Source organism: Streptomyces sp. NBC_01571, assembly GCF_026339875.1.
Classification (GTDB): domain Bacteria; phylum Actinomycetota; class Actinomycetes; order Streptomycetales; family Streptomycetaceae; genus Streptomyces.
Genome location: NZ_JAPEPZ010000001.1, coordinates 4,421,747 through 4,435,848 on the forward strand (window position 1 = coordinate 4,421,747; position 14,102 = coordinate 4,435,848).

11 protein-coding genes are annotated in these 14,102 nt (G+C 71.7%); 7 read left to right on the forward strand and 4 right to left on the reverse strand.

Annotated features, from left to right (window positions below; all coding sequences use genetic code 11):
- Positions 1–210: 210 nt before the first annotated feature.
- Positions 211–474 (reverse strand): WhiB family transcriptional regulator, encoded by a 264-nt coding sequence (locus OHB41_RS19745; protein WP_003975777.1) that lies wholly within the window; start codon positions 472–474, stop codon positions 211–213.
- 735 nt (positions 475–1,209) lie between these two features.
- Between OHB41_RS19745 and OHB41_RS19750 the strand changes: the two genes are divergently transcribed.
- The 4 genes from OHB41_RS19750 to OHB41_RS19765 all read left to right on the forward strand — a co-directional run bounded on the left by OHB41_RS19750 (position 1,210) and on the right by OHB41_RS19765 (position 5,254).
- Positions 1,210–1,698 (forward strand): cysteine dioxygenase, encoded by a 489-nt coding sequence (locus OHB41_RS19750; protein WP_266699545.1) that lies wholly within the window; start codon positions 1,210–1,212, stop codon positions 1,696–1,698.
- 42 nt (positions 1,699–1,740) lie between these two features.
- Positions 1,741–2,706 carry a 2-phospho-L-lactate transferase gene (gene cofD / locus OHB41_RS19755; protein WP_266699546.1) on the forward strand — a complete coding sequence of 322 codons (966 nt, stop codon included), beginning with the start codon at positions 1,741–1,743 and terminating at the stop codon, positions 2,704–2,706.
- A gap of 38 nt (positions 2,707–2,744) precedes the next feature.
- Positions 2,745–4,121 (forward strand): coenzyme F420-0:L-glutamate ligase, encoded by a 1,377-nt coding sequence (locus tag OHB41_RS19760; RefSeq protein WP_526025051.1) that lies wholly within the window; start codon positions 2,745–2,747, stop codon positions 4,119–4,121.
- Between the two features lie 119 nt (positions 4,122–4,240).
- Positions 4,241–5,254: a DNA-3-methyladenine glycosylase family protein gene (locus OHB41_RS19765; protein ID WP_266699548.1), complete on the forward strand. Its 1,014-nt coding sequence runs from the start codon at positions 4,241–4,243 to the stop codon at positions 5,252–5,254.
- Between the two features lie 245 nt (positions 5,255–5,499).
- Here OHB41_RS19765 and manB read toward each other — a convergent pair whose 3' ends face one another.
- Together manB and OHB41_RS19775 are read right to left on the reverse strand one after the other, a co-directional pair.
- Positions 5,500–6,582, reverse strand: coding sequence for a mannose-1-phosphate guanylyltransferase (gene manB, locus OHB41_RS19770; protein ID WP_266699549.1), 1,083 nt, complete (start codon positions 6,580–6,582; stop codon positions 5,500–5,502).
- Between the two features lie 175 nt (positions 6,583–6,757).
- Positions 6,758–8,152 (reverse strand): peptidoglycan recognition protein family protein, encoded by a 1,395-nt coding sequence (locus OHB41_RS19775; RefSeq protein WP_266699550.1) that lies wholly within the window; start codon positions 8,150–8,152, stop codon positions 6,758–6,760.
- A gap of 128 nt (positions 8,153–8,280) precedes the next feature.
- Here OHB41_RS19775 and OHB41_RS19780 point away from each other — a divergent pair, with 128 nt between their 5' ends.
- The 3 genes from OHB41_RS19780 (at position 8,281) to OHB41_RS19790 (ending at position 12,945) form a co-directional block, all read left to right on the forward strand.
- A complete protein-coding gene (locus OHB41_RS19780) occupies positions 8,281–9,036 on the forward strand; it encodes a TIGR03089 family protein (RefSeq protein WP_266699551.1) in 756 nt (251 codons plus the stop codon).
- Positions 9,037–9,627: 591 nt separating this feature from the next.
- Positions 9,628–10,947, forward strand: a complete 1,320-nt coding sequence (locus OHB41_RS19785; RefSeq protein ID WP_266699552.1) for an LCP family protein — start codon at positions 9,628–9,630, stop codon at positions 10,945–10,947.
- A 246-nt stretch (positions 10,948–11,193) separates the two neighbouring features.
- Complete coding sequence (locus tag OHB41_RS19790) at positions 11,194–12,945, forward strand: LCP family protein (RefSeq protein WP_266699553.1); 1,752 nt, start codon at positions 11,194–11,196, stop codon at positions 12,943–12,945.
- A gap of 108 nt (positions 12,946–13,053) precedes the next feature.
- Here the strand turns inward: OHB41_RS19790 and OHB41_RS19795 are convergent, their stop codons facing one another.
- Positions 13,054–14,088, reverse strand: coding sequence for a glycosyltransferase family 2 protein (locus OHB41_RS19795; RefSeq protein WP_266699554.1), 1,035 nt, complete (start codon positions 14,086–14,088; stop codon positions 13,054–13,056).
- Positions 14,089–14,102 lie beyond the last annotated feature (14 nt).

Here is a 14,102-nt window from a genome sequence, read left to right on the forward strand (position 1 = left end):
GGCCCCGGTTCGATGGACTGCGGTGGACGCCTGTGTCCGGCGGGGACAGCTGGGCGTCTCGGACGAGGGCCCACACTAACGGCTGGGCAACACGGCGGCCCGCCGCCTGTGGATAACCCACCTGCGACGGGCCGTTCCTTACGTGTCGGTACGGAGAGGTGTGCGCCGTTCGGTCGGACGGCGGCCTGCTTCGGACGGTGTCGTGCGCGGTCAGACGGCGGCCTTCTTCAGACGGCGCCGCTCGCGCTCGGACAGACCGCCCCAGATGCCGAACCGCTCGTCGTTGGCGAGCGCGTATTCAAGGCACTCGGAGCGGACCTCACAGGCGAGACAGACCTTCTTGGCCTCGCGGGTGGAGCCGCCCTTCTCGGGAAAGAAGGACTCGGGGTCGGTCTGGGCGCACAGCGCGCGCTCCTGCCAGCCGAGTTCCTCGTCCGCGTCGTCGACCAGCAGTTGCTGCACCAGCTCGGTCATGTGCGCCCCTCGTCTGTCTTTCGCGTCCCCGTGATGCTGTCGTTACCGTTTTCGGCTGAACGACACGAGTGAAATTACAAGTGTGCCGATCCGGGCCAGTCAAGCCGAGATCTGCTATTGGGCCCCTTATTCACTCTGCGGAACCAAGGCTATGCGGAAAGTGTTCAAATCGGCATAAACCATGACAGCCTCAAGGGTCCGACCGGACCTCCGACCCGCTACAGGGAAGGACGTCCAGAAGTTCGATCTCGTTCCGACGCGCGTCCCGGAGCGAACCGGATCACATTTGGATCACAGGATCGTGCCGAGGTTTGCGCGCCCGGTTGTGCGCCATGTGTCCGGGGCGGCTACTGAGCAAACCTTTCGCCTTACAGATGAACCGGATGAGGTGAAACATCTCCCACATACCGGACAGGAAGTTGACAGTCCGGGTGTGAACCGGTGTGCTAGTGGGCATGCTCGCGAACTTGGCACGCACGTCGACCCGCACCGCCGGGTCCCAGGGTGCTGCCCTCGCTCGCCGCAGCTGTTGTCGCTGTTCCAGCTGTTGAGCCTCACCGCGCTCCGGCTGCCTCGCCGCCACTGAGGCGAATCCCCGCCCCTCGCAGGGGCGAACGCCCGCACCAGGGCACCTCTCCCCGTCCGCGACCCGGACGCAACGACCCTCCCCCACGTTTTCGGCTTCGCTCGAACAGGGGGTCCCCCGCACTCTCCGCCGAGGAAACCACCGCACCCATGAACAGCGACAGCGACCTCCAGATCGCCGGCGACATCCTCGAAGTCCCGCACCTGCTCCAGCCGCCGCGCGAGCACCCCGCCACCGTGGCCGACTTCGTCGGCCTCGCCCGCGCCGTCTCCGCCGACCGCTCCCGGTGGGAGCACCTCGTCCAGTACGACGCGACCTCACGCTGGTACCACCGGCTGCACACCGGGCCCGGCTACGAGGTGTGGCTCCTCTCCTGGGTGCCCGGACAAGGCAGCGGTCTGCACGACCACGGCGCCTCCTCCGGCGTACTCACCGTCCTGGACGGCGTGTTGACGGAGCGCACCGACCGCGGCAGGCGCGCGTTGGGCGCGGGCGCGCAGCGGGTCTTCGCGCCCGGGTACGCCCACGAGGTCGTCAACGACTCCCTCGAACCGGCCGTGAGCCTGCACGTCTACTACCCGGGTCTCACCGAGATGCCGATGCACGGGGCGCGGTGCGCCGTCGCCGAGGTCCAGTAACCGACTCACACCTTGTCGTAGCCGCCTGCGAGACTGAACACCATGCGCATTGTGGTTCTGGCAGGCGGCATCGGTGGTGCCCGGTTCCTTCGTGGTCTCCAGCGGGCCTCGCCGGACGCGGACATCACGGTCATCGGCAACACCGGCGACGACATCCATCTCTTCGGGCTGAAGGTCTGCCCGGACCTCGACACGGTGATGTACACCCTCGGCGGCGGCATCAACGAGGAGCAGGGCTGGGGTCGGACCGACGAGACCTTCCACCTCAAGGAGGAGCTCGCGGCGTACGGGGTCGGGCCCGAGTGGTTCGGGCTCGGCGACCGCGACTTCGCCACGCACATCGTGCGGACGCAGATGCTGAGCGCGGGCTATCCGCTCAGCGCGGTCACCGAGGCCCTGTGCGACCGGTGGAAGCCGGGCGTCCGGCTGATCCCCATGTCCGACGACCGCGTGGAGACCCATGTCGCCGTCACGCTGCCGGACAGCGGCGAGCGCAAGGTGATCCACTTCCAGGAGTACTGGGTGCGGCTGCGCGCCTCCGTGCCGGCCGAGGCCGTCGTGCCCGTCGGCGCCGAGCAGGCCAAGCCCGCGCCCGGGGTCCTGGAGGCCATCGCGGAGGCGGACGTGATCCTCTTCCCGCCGTCCAACCCGGTCGTGTCCATCGGCACCATCCTCGCCGTGCCCGGCATCCGGGAGGCCATCGCCGACGCGGGCGTGCCCGTGGTGGGCCTGTCCCCCATCGTCGGGGACGCGCCCGTGCGCGGCATGGCCGACAAGGTGCTCGCGGCGGTCGGCGTGGAGTCGACCGCGGCCGCGGTCGCCGAGCACTACGGCTCGGGGCTCCTGGACGGCTGGCTCGTCGACACGGTGGACGCGTCCACCGTGGAGCGCGTGGAGGCGGCCGGCATCCGCTGCCGTTCCGTACCGCTGATGATGTCCGACCTCGACGCCTCCGCACGGATGGCCCACGAGGCGCTGACGCTGGCGGAGGAGGTGCGAGGCGCTTGAGCGGCGGACCGGTCGAGGACGAGGGAGCCACGGGCGACGTGAGGCCGACGGACGACACGGGCCGTGCGCACGGTGCGGGCGGCACGGGCGGCAAGGACGACGGCGGAGGCTCGGATGCCGCTGTCGGCTACCGGGTCTGGGCCCTGCCCGGCCTTCCGGAGGTGCAGCGGGGCGACGACCTCGCCAAGATCATCGCCGGGGCCGAGCCGGGGCTGGCCGACGGGGACGTCCTGCTCGTCACCTCGAAGATCGTGTCCAAGGCCGAGGGGCGCCTGGTGGAGGCCTCCGACCGGGAGGCGGCCATCGACGCCGAGACCGTACGGGTCGTGGCGCGCCGCGGCGCGCTCCGGATCGTCGAGAACCGGCAGGGGCTCGTGATGGCCGCCGCCGGGGTCGACGCCTCCAACACGCCGGCCGGGACCGTCCTGTTGCTGCCCGAGGACCCCGACGCGTCCGCCCGGACGATCCGGGCGGGCCTGCGGGACACCCTCGGGGTGGACGTCGGCGTCGTGATCACCGACACCTTCGGGCGCCCCTGGCGCACCGGGCTCACCGACGTCGCCATCGGCGCCGCGGGCGTACGGGTGCTGGACGACCTGCGCGGCGGCACCGACGCGCACGGCAATCCGCTGAGCGCGACCGTCGTCGCCACCGCCGACGAGCTCGCCGGCGCCGGTGACCTGGTCAAGGGCAAGGCCTCCGGGCTGCCGGTCGCCGTCGTGCGCGGGCTGCCCCAGGTGGTGGCCGAGGACGACGGCGCGGGGACGCGCGCGATGGTGCGGGGCGCGCGCGACGACATGTTCCGGCTGGGCACGTCCGAGGCCGTACGGGAGGCGGTGACCCAGCGGCGTACCGTACGGGCCTTCACCGACGAGCCGGTCGACCCGGGCGCCGTACGGCGTGCGGTCGCCGCCGCGGTGACCGCGCCCGCGCCGCATCACACCACGCCCTGGCGGTTCGTGCTGCTGGAGTCCGCCCGGTCGCGGACGCGGCTGCTCGACGCCATGCGGGACGCGTGGATCGAGGATCTGCGCGGGGACGCGAAGAGCGAGGAGTCGATCGCCAAGCGGGTGCGGCGCGGCGACGTGCTGCGCAACGCGCCCTACCTGGTGGTGCCGTGCCTGGTGACGGACGGGTCCCACACGTACGGCGACCCGCGCCGGGACGCGGCCGAGCGGGAGATGTTCGTCGTCGCCATGGGGGCGGGGGTGCAGAACTTCCTCGTCGCGCTGGCCGGGGAGCGGCTGGGCTCCGCGTGGGTGTCCTCCACGATGTTCTGCCGCGACGTCGTACGGGACGTGCTGGCCCTTCCGGAGGACTGGGACCCGATGGGTGCCGTAGCCGTCGGGCACGCGGCGACGGCGCCCGGGGCGCGGCCCGAGCGGGACGCCGGGGCGTTCGTCGAGGTGCGCTGAGCGGCGGCGGTGCGAGGCGCGGGGCCCGCGACTCCGGGGGACCTGGGCGGCTCGTGTGTCCACGGTGCCGGGAGCGCCTACCCTCGTAGGGCGACCCGAGCACCCTTAGGACCTCTTCCGTGGCTGGACGATTCACCCCCCGGCCGACGCGTACGACCGTGCGCGGCGGGCAGGTCGACGTGCCCGCGGGCGCCGGCCCCGGCGTACCGCGGCAGGCGGCCGGGCCCGGACTCGGACGGACCTGGACACCGCCCGGTCCGCTCGATCTCGGTCTGGTGCTCGGGCCGCTGCGCCGGGGGCCGGGCGACCCGACCTTCCGCGCGACACCGGACGGGTCCGTGTGGCGGGCCAGCAGGACGCCCGCCGGCGCCGGGACCCTGCGGGTCGCGGTGCGGTCCGGGGAAGTCCGGGCCGAGGCGTGGGGGCCGGGGGCCCGGTGGCTGCTCGAACAGCTGCCCGACATGCTCGGCGCGTCGGACGATCCCGCCGCCTTCGAGCCGCGGCACCGGCTGGTCGCCTCGACGCGGCACCGGCGGCCGGGGTTGCGGCTGACCCGTACCGGGCTGGTGCTGGAGTCGCTCATTCCGTCCGTTCTGGAGCAGAAGGTCACGGCGGACGAGGCCTATCGGGCGTGGCGATTGCTCGTACGGAAGTTCGGGGAGCCGGCGCCGGGGCCCGCACCGGAACGGATGTACGTCATGCCGACGCCTCGGACCTGGGCCCTGATCCCCTCCTGGGAGTGGCACCGGGCCGGAGTCGACAACAAGCGGGCTTCGACGATCCTGCGGGCCGTGCGGGTGGCGGCACGGCTGGAGGAAGCGATGGGCATGGAGGCGGAGCGGGCGCAGGCGCGGCTGGAGCTGGTGTCCGGGATCGGGCCGTGGACCTCGGCGGAGACCGTGCAGCGCAGTCACGGTGCGGCGGACGCGGTGACGGTCGGGGATCTTCATCTGCCGGGGATCGTGGGGTACGCGTTGGCGGGGGACCGCGATGCGGATGATGCCGTGATGCTGGCGTTGCTGGAGCCGTATGCCGGGCAGCGGCATCGGGCCGCGCGGTTGATTCTGTTGTCGGGGCGGACGCCGGCGCGGCGGGTGCCGCGGATGCCGCGTGGGGATATCGGGCGGTTGTGATCCGGGGGGTGCGTGGGGTGACGGGGCCGGATGTTCCTCGCCCCCGCCGCCCCTACCCGTCCCGTCCCGGGGGCTCCGCCCCCAGACCCTCGCCAAGGGGCTGCCGCCCCCTGGAGCCCCGCTTCGCCCGAAGGGCTCGTCCTCAAACACCGGACGGGCTGAGGGTGCGGGCCCGCGCTGAACAGTGCACGCCCGCACCGGGTGGCGGACGCCCGTGCCGGGTGCCGGACGCCCTTGCCAGGTGGTTACTGGTCCGAGGAGAAGCGGAGCGCTCCCGCTGGGATGTGAGCCCCGCACCAGATGCGTACGCCCTCGCGGAGTTCGTTGTCGGGGCCGATCACCGCGCCGTCGCCGACGACCGTGCCGGAGAGGACGGTGCGTTCGCCGATGCGGGCGTGGGCTCCGACGAGGGAGTCGGTGATGACGGCGCCGGGTTCGACGACGGCGCCGGACAGGATGGTGCTGCCCATGACCCGCGCGCCCTCGCCGACGTGCGCGCCCTCACCCACGACCGTGCCGCCGGTCAGCTTGGCGTCCGGGGCGACCCGGGCCGTGGGCAGCACCAGACGGTCGCCGCAGCGGCCGGGGACGGCGGGCGAGGGGGCTCGGCCGAGGACCAGGTCCGCGGAGCCCCGCACGAAGGCCTGTGGGGTGCCCAGATCCAGCCAGTAGGTCGAGTCCACCATGCCCTGCAGATGGGCCCCGGTGGCCAGCAGCTCCGGGAAGGTCTCCCGTTCCACCGAGACCGGGCGGCCGGCCGGGATCGAGTCGATGACGGAGCGGCGGAAGACGTACGCCCCCGCGTTGATCTGGTCGGTGACGATCTCCGCGGGCGTCTGGGGCTTCTCCAGGAAGGCCGTCACCCGGCCCGAGGGATCCGTCGGGACCAGACCGTACGCCCGGGGGTCCTCGACCCGGGTCAGGTGCAGGGACACGTCCGCGCCGGTCGCCCCGTGCGTCGCGACCAGCGCCTGGATGTCCAGCCCCGTCAGGATGTCACCGTTGAAGATCAGGACCGGCTCGTCCGGGCCCGAGTGCAGACGCTCGGCGACGTTGCGGATCGCGCCGCCCGTGCCGAGGGGTTCCTCTTCGGTGACGTACTCGATGTGGAGACCCAGCGCCGAGCCGTCACCGAAGTACGGCTCGAAGACCTCGGCCAGGTAGGAGGTCGCCAGGACGATGTGCTCGACGCCCGCCGCTCTCGCCCGCGCCAGCTGATGCGTGAGGAAGGGCACCCCGGCCGCCGGAACCATCGGCTTGGGGGTGTTCACCGTGAGCGGGCGCAGCCGGGTGCCTCTGCCACCGACCAGGAGGATCGCTTCTGTCACCTGTCGTCTCTGCTTCCTGCCGGGACCGGCCGAAGGGTGTTCCGGCCGGTCAGTGTATGCAGTCCGTTCGATGGCGCCTTCGACGGCGGTGGGGTGTCCTCGACGGCCGGGGCCGATGCCGGGCCCGACGGCCGGGTCCGTCGGACGTGGGGCTCCACGATGGCCTCCAGCCCCCTCAGCGGCCCTGGTACCGGGCCGCGGTCGTACGGGCCGAGCCGAGTTTGCCGTACAGGAGTCGTCCCGGGCACTCCGTGGCGAACCCGTCCCGATGGCCGGAGATCACGTTGAGTCGTACGTTCTTGCCCTTTCGGTAGAGATTGCCACCCGCGGACTTCAGGTATGTCTTGCCGCGCGGATCGACTCCGTAGAGACCGAGCTTCCATGCCGTGAGCCGCCCGATGGCCTTCAGCGCGGCAGCGGCCGGCTTCGTGCGGGCGAAGCTGCCGAGGACGGCGATCCCCATGGTGTCGCTGTTGAAACCGAGGGTGTGGGCGCCCATGACGGGCTTGGCCACGCCCCCGGCCCGGCCTTCGTAGATGTTTCCGCACTTGTCGACGAGGAAGTTGTAGCCGATGTCACGCCAGCCGCTGCTCTTGACGTGGTAGCGGTAGATACTGCGGATGACCGAAGAGGCCTGCGAGCAGCGGTAGTTGTTGCCGGAGGCCGTATGGTGCACGAAGGCGGCCTTCACCTTTTTGGTGTACACCGAACCGCGCTCGCGCAGGCCCTCGTCCGCGCCCCAGCCGCGCCGGGTGACGATGCGCGGGCGCGCGCCGATGTACGGCTTCGCACGCGGTTCGCCCGGGTGGGCGGCGAGGTACTCGCGCTCGGTGCGGGCCTTGGAGAGTGCCGGGATCACGGTGGCGCCGAGCGGCGCGAGTCCGGCGTTGGCGGCGGTCGCTTCGCGGGCGGAGGCGGTGGCCGCGGCGGCGTCCACGACGGGGGCCGCGACGGTGGTCGCGGAGCCCGTCCCGGCGTTCCACCCGGCGGTGCGGCCGCCCGTCGTCGGCGCGGCCTCGGACCGGGGTCCCCCGTCGGGGTCGACGAGTTCGAGGTGCATGCCCCTGGGGAGGGGCGACTCACCGGGGGAGGTCGAGCGTTCGTCCACCGCCGCCTGGACGCGGACCTCGACGCCGTCGGAGTCCCCGACCCACAGCGGCGCCGTGGAACCGCGCACCCGGCCCGAGCCGCTCTCGGCGGTGTCGGGGTCGGCGCCGTGTTCGTGGTTGTGCGTCTCGATGTCCTGCCACCCGGTCCAGTGGGCGGTGCCGAAGGCGCGGGTACGGACCTGGACGCGGCCGCGCAGTTCGGTGTCGGGGTCGTCCCAGATGACGCCGACGAGCGAGAACGACCGTACGGCCCGTCTGGCGACCCCCTGTTCGGGCGCGGCGGGTCCGAGGCCGCGGTCGTCGCCGAGCGGGACGAGCGGGAGGGATTGGGTGCTGCCCGGGACGGCGGGCTCGGTCTTCGCCGCCTGGGGAAGGGCCTGTGCCGGGGCGGACAGGGCCAGCGGAAGGGCGAGAGCGGCCGCGCAGGTGACGCCGACCGAGGAAGCAAGGAATCCACGCATGCCCCTGATCGTGGACATAGTCATACATATCTGTCCATTGGTGATGTGACGGACCGTCTGCTGTGCTCGGCCGAACCGGGGGCACGGCCGGTCCGTCCCGCGCGCGGGGTCCGCGTACGCTTCTGCGCGTGAACGCCACCGATCGCACCCCTGCCGACCTGCTGCGATCCGCGCTCGCCGCGGACCCGGCCCGCCCGCTGGTGACCTTCTACGACGACGCCACGGGTGAACGTGTCGAATTGTCCGTGGCCACCTTCGCCAATTGGGTGGCCAAGACCGCCAACCTGCTCCAGGGCGAACTGTCCGCCGAACCCGGCGACCGGGTGGCGCTGCTGCTGCCCGCGCACTGGCAGACGGCGGTGTGGCTGCTGGCGTGTTCGTCGGTGGGGGTGGTCGCGGATATGGGCGGCGACCCCGCCGCGGCCGACCTGGTGGTCAGCGGACCGGACACGCTGGAGGCGGCCCGCGCCTGCACCGGGGAGCGGATCGCGCTCGCGCTGCGGCCGCTCGGCGGGCGCTTCCCGCAGCCGCCGGCGGGCTTCGCCGACTACGCGGTGGAGGTGCCGAGCCAGGGGGACCGTTTCGCGCCGTACGCCGCGGTGGACCCGGAGGAGGCCGCGCTGATCGTCGCTGGGGCGGAGTACACGGGGGCCGAGGTCGTGGAGCGGGCCCGGTCCGGCGCGCCCGCGCTCGGGCTGACGGGGCCCGGTTCGCGGATCCTGTCGGGGCTCGCGTACGACACCTGGGAGGGGCTGAGCGCGGGGTTGTACGCGCCGCTGTCGACCGGTGCGTCCGTGGTGTTGTGCCGGCATCTGGAGCGGCTGGGTGACGAAGGGCTGGCGAAACGGGTCGAGAGTGAACGGGTGACCGCGACGGTTCGCTAGCGCGGGCCTGTGCCGGTGCCGGTGCCTGTGCCGGGGGGGCTGGTGGGGTTGGGCTGTCGGGTGCGGGCCGTGTGTGGCTGGGCGCGCCCATCCCCGCGCCCCTGACGGCGCACAGCCCGTACAGGCCGCCGGAGGCCCGGGCGCCCGGAACCCGCACCAGGAGCTGGCCGGCCGCGCCCTCGAGTGCGGGCCGTATGCGGCTGGGCGCGCCCATCCCCGCGCCCCTGACGGCGCACAGCCCGTACAGGCCGCCGGAGGCCCGGGCGCCCGGAACCCGCACCAGGAGATGACCGGACGCGCCCTCGAGTACGGGGCGTACCTGGCTGAGCGCGCCGTTCCCCGCGCCCCTGACGGCGCACAGCCCGTACAGGCCGCCGGGAGCCTGGGCGCCCGGAACCCCCACCGGGAGATGGCCGGCCGCGCCCCCTTCGAGAGTGCGGGCCGTGTGTGGCTGGGCGCGCCGTTCCCCGTGCCCCTGGGGGGTGTCGCCCGTTCGGGCTATCAGCGGCCGGCCTCGGGCGGTCCGGCGGGCCATGGTCGTAGGAACACCGCAGCACGACACGCCCGTACGCCAGGAGGGGGTTCCCCGACGTGACCGACAGCGCAGGGCCGGGAGCGGGGGCGTCGGCCACCGGTACCGGGCTCGCTCGGCGGCGTCGGCGGTTGTGGCTGCGCAACGCGTCCCTGGGGCTCGGCGTCTTCGTGCTGGCCGCGAGCGGGACCGGCTGGGCCGTGTACGAGAAGCTGAACGGGAACATCACGGCGGACAACGACGCGGCCGCCGAGCTCGCCCGGTACGAGAAGGAGCGGCCCACCGCGCTCGTACGGGGGGCGCAGAACATCCTGCTGATCGGATCGGACTCGCGCTCGGGGAAGGGGAACCGGAAGTACGGCCGCGACTCCGGGACCGAGCGCTCCGACACCACGATCCTGCTGCACCTGGCAGCGAACCGGCACAGCGCGACCGCCGTCTCGCTGCCCCGCGACCTGATGGTGCATCTGCCGGACTGCCGCCGCCCGGACGGCACCCGCAGCCGGCCGGCGTTCGCGATGTTCAACTCCGCCTTCGAGCAGGGCGGTTCGGCCTGCACGATCCGGACCGTCGAGAAGCTCACGAACATCCGCGTCGACCATCACATGGTCGTCGACTTCCACGGCTTCAAGGACATGGTCGACGCCGTGGACGGCGTCCAGGTGTGCCTGAAGCAGCCCATCGACGACAAGGACGCCAAGCTGAGGCTGCCCGCGGGCGAGGTGACGCTCAACGGCGAACAGGCCCTCGGCTACGTGCGCGCCCGCAAGAGCATCGGCAACGGCAGCGACACCGACCGGATGGACCGCCAGCAGCGGTTTCTGGGCGCGCTCGTCAGCAAGGTGCGCAGCAACGACGTCCTGCTGAATCCGACGAAGCTCTATCCCGTGCTCGACGCGGCCACCTCCTCGCTCACCACCGACCCGGATCTGGCGAGCCTGCGCGGGCTGTACGAGCTGGTGCGCGGCATGCGCGACATTCCCGTGGAACGGGTGCAATTCCTGACGGTGCCCCGGACGACGTACGCGTACAACGCCAATCGCGACCAACTCGTCGAGCCCGAGGCGGCACAGCTCTTCGCACGGCTGCGTTCGGACACGCCGGTGGCGGTCACCAAGGGTCTTCCGAAGGGGTCTCCCGCGGACGTTCCGGAGGATTCCGGAACGCGGAGCGGGAATGCGGCGACGGGCCGTCCTGGCCCCGCGCGGAACTCGTTCGAGGGCCGCGATGAAGGCGCGTACGACTTCGCATTCGACTACGAAGTGCAGTCGCGCGACGACGGGAAGTGGCCAGGCGAACAGGGTCTCTCACCCGCCGGCACCTCTCCCCCCGCGCCGACTTTCCGGGGCAACACCGCGGCCGAGGACGCCTGCGGGTAAAGCGTGCGCCAAGGACGGGAACTGCTGAGCTAAGAAGTCCCTGAGGTATAGGGCGGATTGCCCAGTTGTAGGCAAGTGGAATTTGTCACCGTCGTCGCTCGACACTGACCTGGGCAGATAGTGTGAGCGATCCGGTGCACCCGGCCACGAGGTCTGTCCTGGGGGTCGCGCACTGTTGGACCGAGAGACCCGAGCGCCCTGAGGGGGAAGGGCGCCGCGTGGCCCCGACGGAGGATTCAGACAACCGTGGACGCGCAAGGCCGTGGGCGGGCGGACAATATCGATCCCGCAGACCAATGGGTGCTCAACCCGAACACCGGCGAATACGAACTGCGACTGACCGCTTCCGCACCGCAGTCGGGAGTCCCGAGACCGCGTCGCGGCAACCCCGCGCCGACGGGAGCGGGAGGGAGGTCGGGACAGCGTGCGCGCACGGCGCCGGAGCGGGACAGTCCCGCGCCGCCCAACACCGACGTCCCAGGGCCGCGCCGACGCCGCGGTGCCCCGGCCGAGCCGCCGCCGGGCCGCCGCCGGACGCGGACGAAGCCCAAGAAGTCGAAGGCGAAGAAGGTCCTGCTGTGGACCGGCGGTTCGATGGCCTTCGTGCTGATCGCCGTGTCGGCCGGGGGGTACCTCTACCTCAAGCACCTCGAGGGCAACGTCAGCACGACGGATGTCGGCAGCGCGGGCAAGAAGGGCTTCAGCAAGGACGAGGCCTTCAACATCCTGATCATCGGCACCGACAAGCGCACCGGCAAGGGCAACGAGGGCTACGGCGATGCGAACAGCGTGGGGCACGCCGACACCAATATCCTGCTGCACGTCTCCAAGGACCGTACGAACGCGACCGCGTTGAGCATCCCGCGTGACCTGATCGCGAACGTCCCTGACTGCCCGACCAAGCAGCCCGACGGCAGCACCAAGGTCGTCCCGGGCACGGAGAACGTCCGCTTCAACATCAGCCTGGGGCAGGACGGTCGCGACCCGGGCTGCACCATGCGTACGGTGAAGGAACTCACCGGCATCTCGGTGGACCACTTCATGATGGCGGACTTCAACGCGGTGAAGACTCTGACGACGGCGGTGCAAGGCGTCGATGTCTGCCTCGCGCACGCCGTCAACGACAAGGACTCGCACCTCAATCTGCCCGCAGGCAAAAGCAAGGTCGAGGGTGAGCAGGCGCTGGCGTTCGTCCGCACCCGCCACAGCTGGGGCAATGAGGGCGACCTGGACCGTATCAAGGTGCAGCAGCAGTTCCTGGCCTCCCTCATGCGCAAGATGAGCTCCAGCGACACCCTCACCAGCCCTACCAAGCTGATCAGCCTGGCCGAGGCGGCCACCAAGGCGCTCACGGTGGACACGGGCATAGGAAGCGTCAGCACGCTCAAGGACGTGGCCCTGGAGCTGAAGAAGGTGCCGACGAAGAACATCAGTTTCATGACGGTGCCGGTGCTCGACAACCCGGCCGACGGCAAGTACCACAAGACGGTCATCGTCAATCCGGCCGCGGCCCCCGACGTCTTCGACGCGATCAGGAACGACGTCTCCTTCACCGAGGTGAAGAAGAAGGAGAAGGCGGCGAAGGACGCCCAGGCCGCCCGCCTCAAGGGCACCAAGTCCGCGGCCTCCGAGGTGCGGGTGCGGATCCTCAACGGTGGTGCCGCCGGCGGCTCCGCTCAGCTGACCCTCGCCTGGCTGCAGAACTCCGAGGGCGTGCTGAAGTCCGAGAACGCGGGCAACGCGCCCACGGCACTGAGTAAGACCACGCTCGAGTACGCGCCCGACCAGGCCGCTCAGGCACGCCGGCTGGCCGAGATCATGGGGCTGTCCGGATCCGCGCTGAAGCCCGGCAAGAGCGTGACCAACTCCCAGGGGCTGCCCGCGATGACGCTGACCCTGGGCAAGGACTTCAAGGGCGCGGGCGAGCCGCTCACCGCCGCGACGAAGGCGCCGGAGGTCGACAAGTCCACGGCGGACAAGGAGAAGTGCGCCTCGTAGGTGACTCGACGGGTCCGTCGTGCGTCGCTGCGGGCGCGGGGCGGACGCATGTCAGGGCGGTGTCGGGGAGGGCTCGTCGGCGCGCACGCGTGCCGACGAGCCGCGGTCTCATGAAGCGGCGGATTCCCGTACGGCGGGACGCCGTGAGGCGATCACCTTTCTGGCCAGCGCTCGCGGGCTGGTCAGGAAGCCGAAGCCCCAGGACATGTGCATGGTGGCGAGGGCCACGGGGATCTGCAGGCGGGCCTTGGCCGACAGCCCCTTGCCCGCGGGCAGCGAACCGGCGGCTATCGCCGCGAGGTAGCCACCGGGGATCAGGAAGCCCCAGGGCGTGAGGGCCGCGCCCACCACGACGCCCGCCGCGATCGCGCACACCGCGGTCGGCGGGGCGAGGTAGCGCAGGTTGATGGAGCCCTCGTGGTAGCGGGCGACGACATGGCGCCAGCGTCCGTAGTCCTTGTACTGCTTGGCGAGGGCCCTGACGGAGGGCCGCGGCCGGTACGACACCCTCAGCTCGGGCGAGAACCAGATGAGGCCGCCGGCCTCCCGGATCCGGAAGTTCAGCTCCCAGTCCTGGGCGCGGATGAACTCCTCGTTGTAGCCGCCCTGCCGCTCCAGCGCCTCCCGCCGGAAGACGCCGAGGTACACGGTCTCGGCCGGTCCGGCCTCGCCGCCCGTGTGGAAGGCCGCGTTGCCCACGCCGATCTTCGAGGTCATCGCGGCGGCGACGGCGTGCTCCCAGTCGTTCTCGCCCTCGGCGTGCATGATGCCGCCGACGTTCTGCGCGCCGGTCTCCTCCAGGAGACGGACGGCGGTGGCGATGTAGTTCGGCGAGAGCATGCCGTGCCCGTCGACGCGGACGACGACGGGGTGCCGGGACGCCCTGATCGCCGCGTTGAGCGCGGCGGGGGTGCGGCCGGTCGGGTTCGGCACGGTGTGCACGCGCGGGTCCTCGGCCACGAGCCGGGCCGCGATCTCGTCCGTACGGTCCGTGGACGGACCGATGGCGATCACCACCTCCATCTCGCCCTCGTACTCCTGCGCCAGGATCGCTTGGACGGCTCCGCGCAGGTGCCGCTCCTCGTTGAGGACGGGCATGATCACGGATACGGCGGGGGGCTGCACGCCAGACTTCTCGCTCATCGGACGTCACGTTA

Bases quoted from the DNA above. Each gene is read 5' to 3' on its own strand.
- OHB41_RS19745 (WP_003975777.1), bottom strand. From the start codon at position 474: ATGACCGAGCTGGTGCAGCAACTGCTGGTCGACGACGCGGACGAGGAA.
- OHB41_RS19750 (WP_266699545.1), top strand. From the start codon at position 1,210: ATGAACAGCGACAGCGACCTCCAGATCGCCGGCGACATCCTCGAAGTC.
- cofD (WP_266699546.1), top strand. From the start codon at position 1,741: ATGCGCATTGTGGTTCTGGCAGGCGGCATCGGTGGTGCCCGGTTCCTT.
- OHB41_RS19775 (WP_266699550.1), bottom strand. From the start codon at position 8,152: ATGCGTGGATTCCTTGCTTCCTCGGTCGGCGTCACCTGCGCGGCCGCT.
- OHB41_RS19795 (WP_266699554.1), bottom strand. From the start codon at position 14,088: ATGAGCGAGAAGTCTGGCGTGCAGCCCCCCGCCGTATCCGTGATCATG.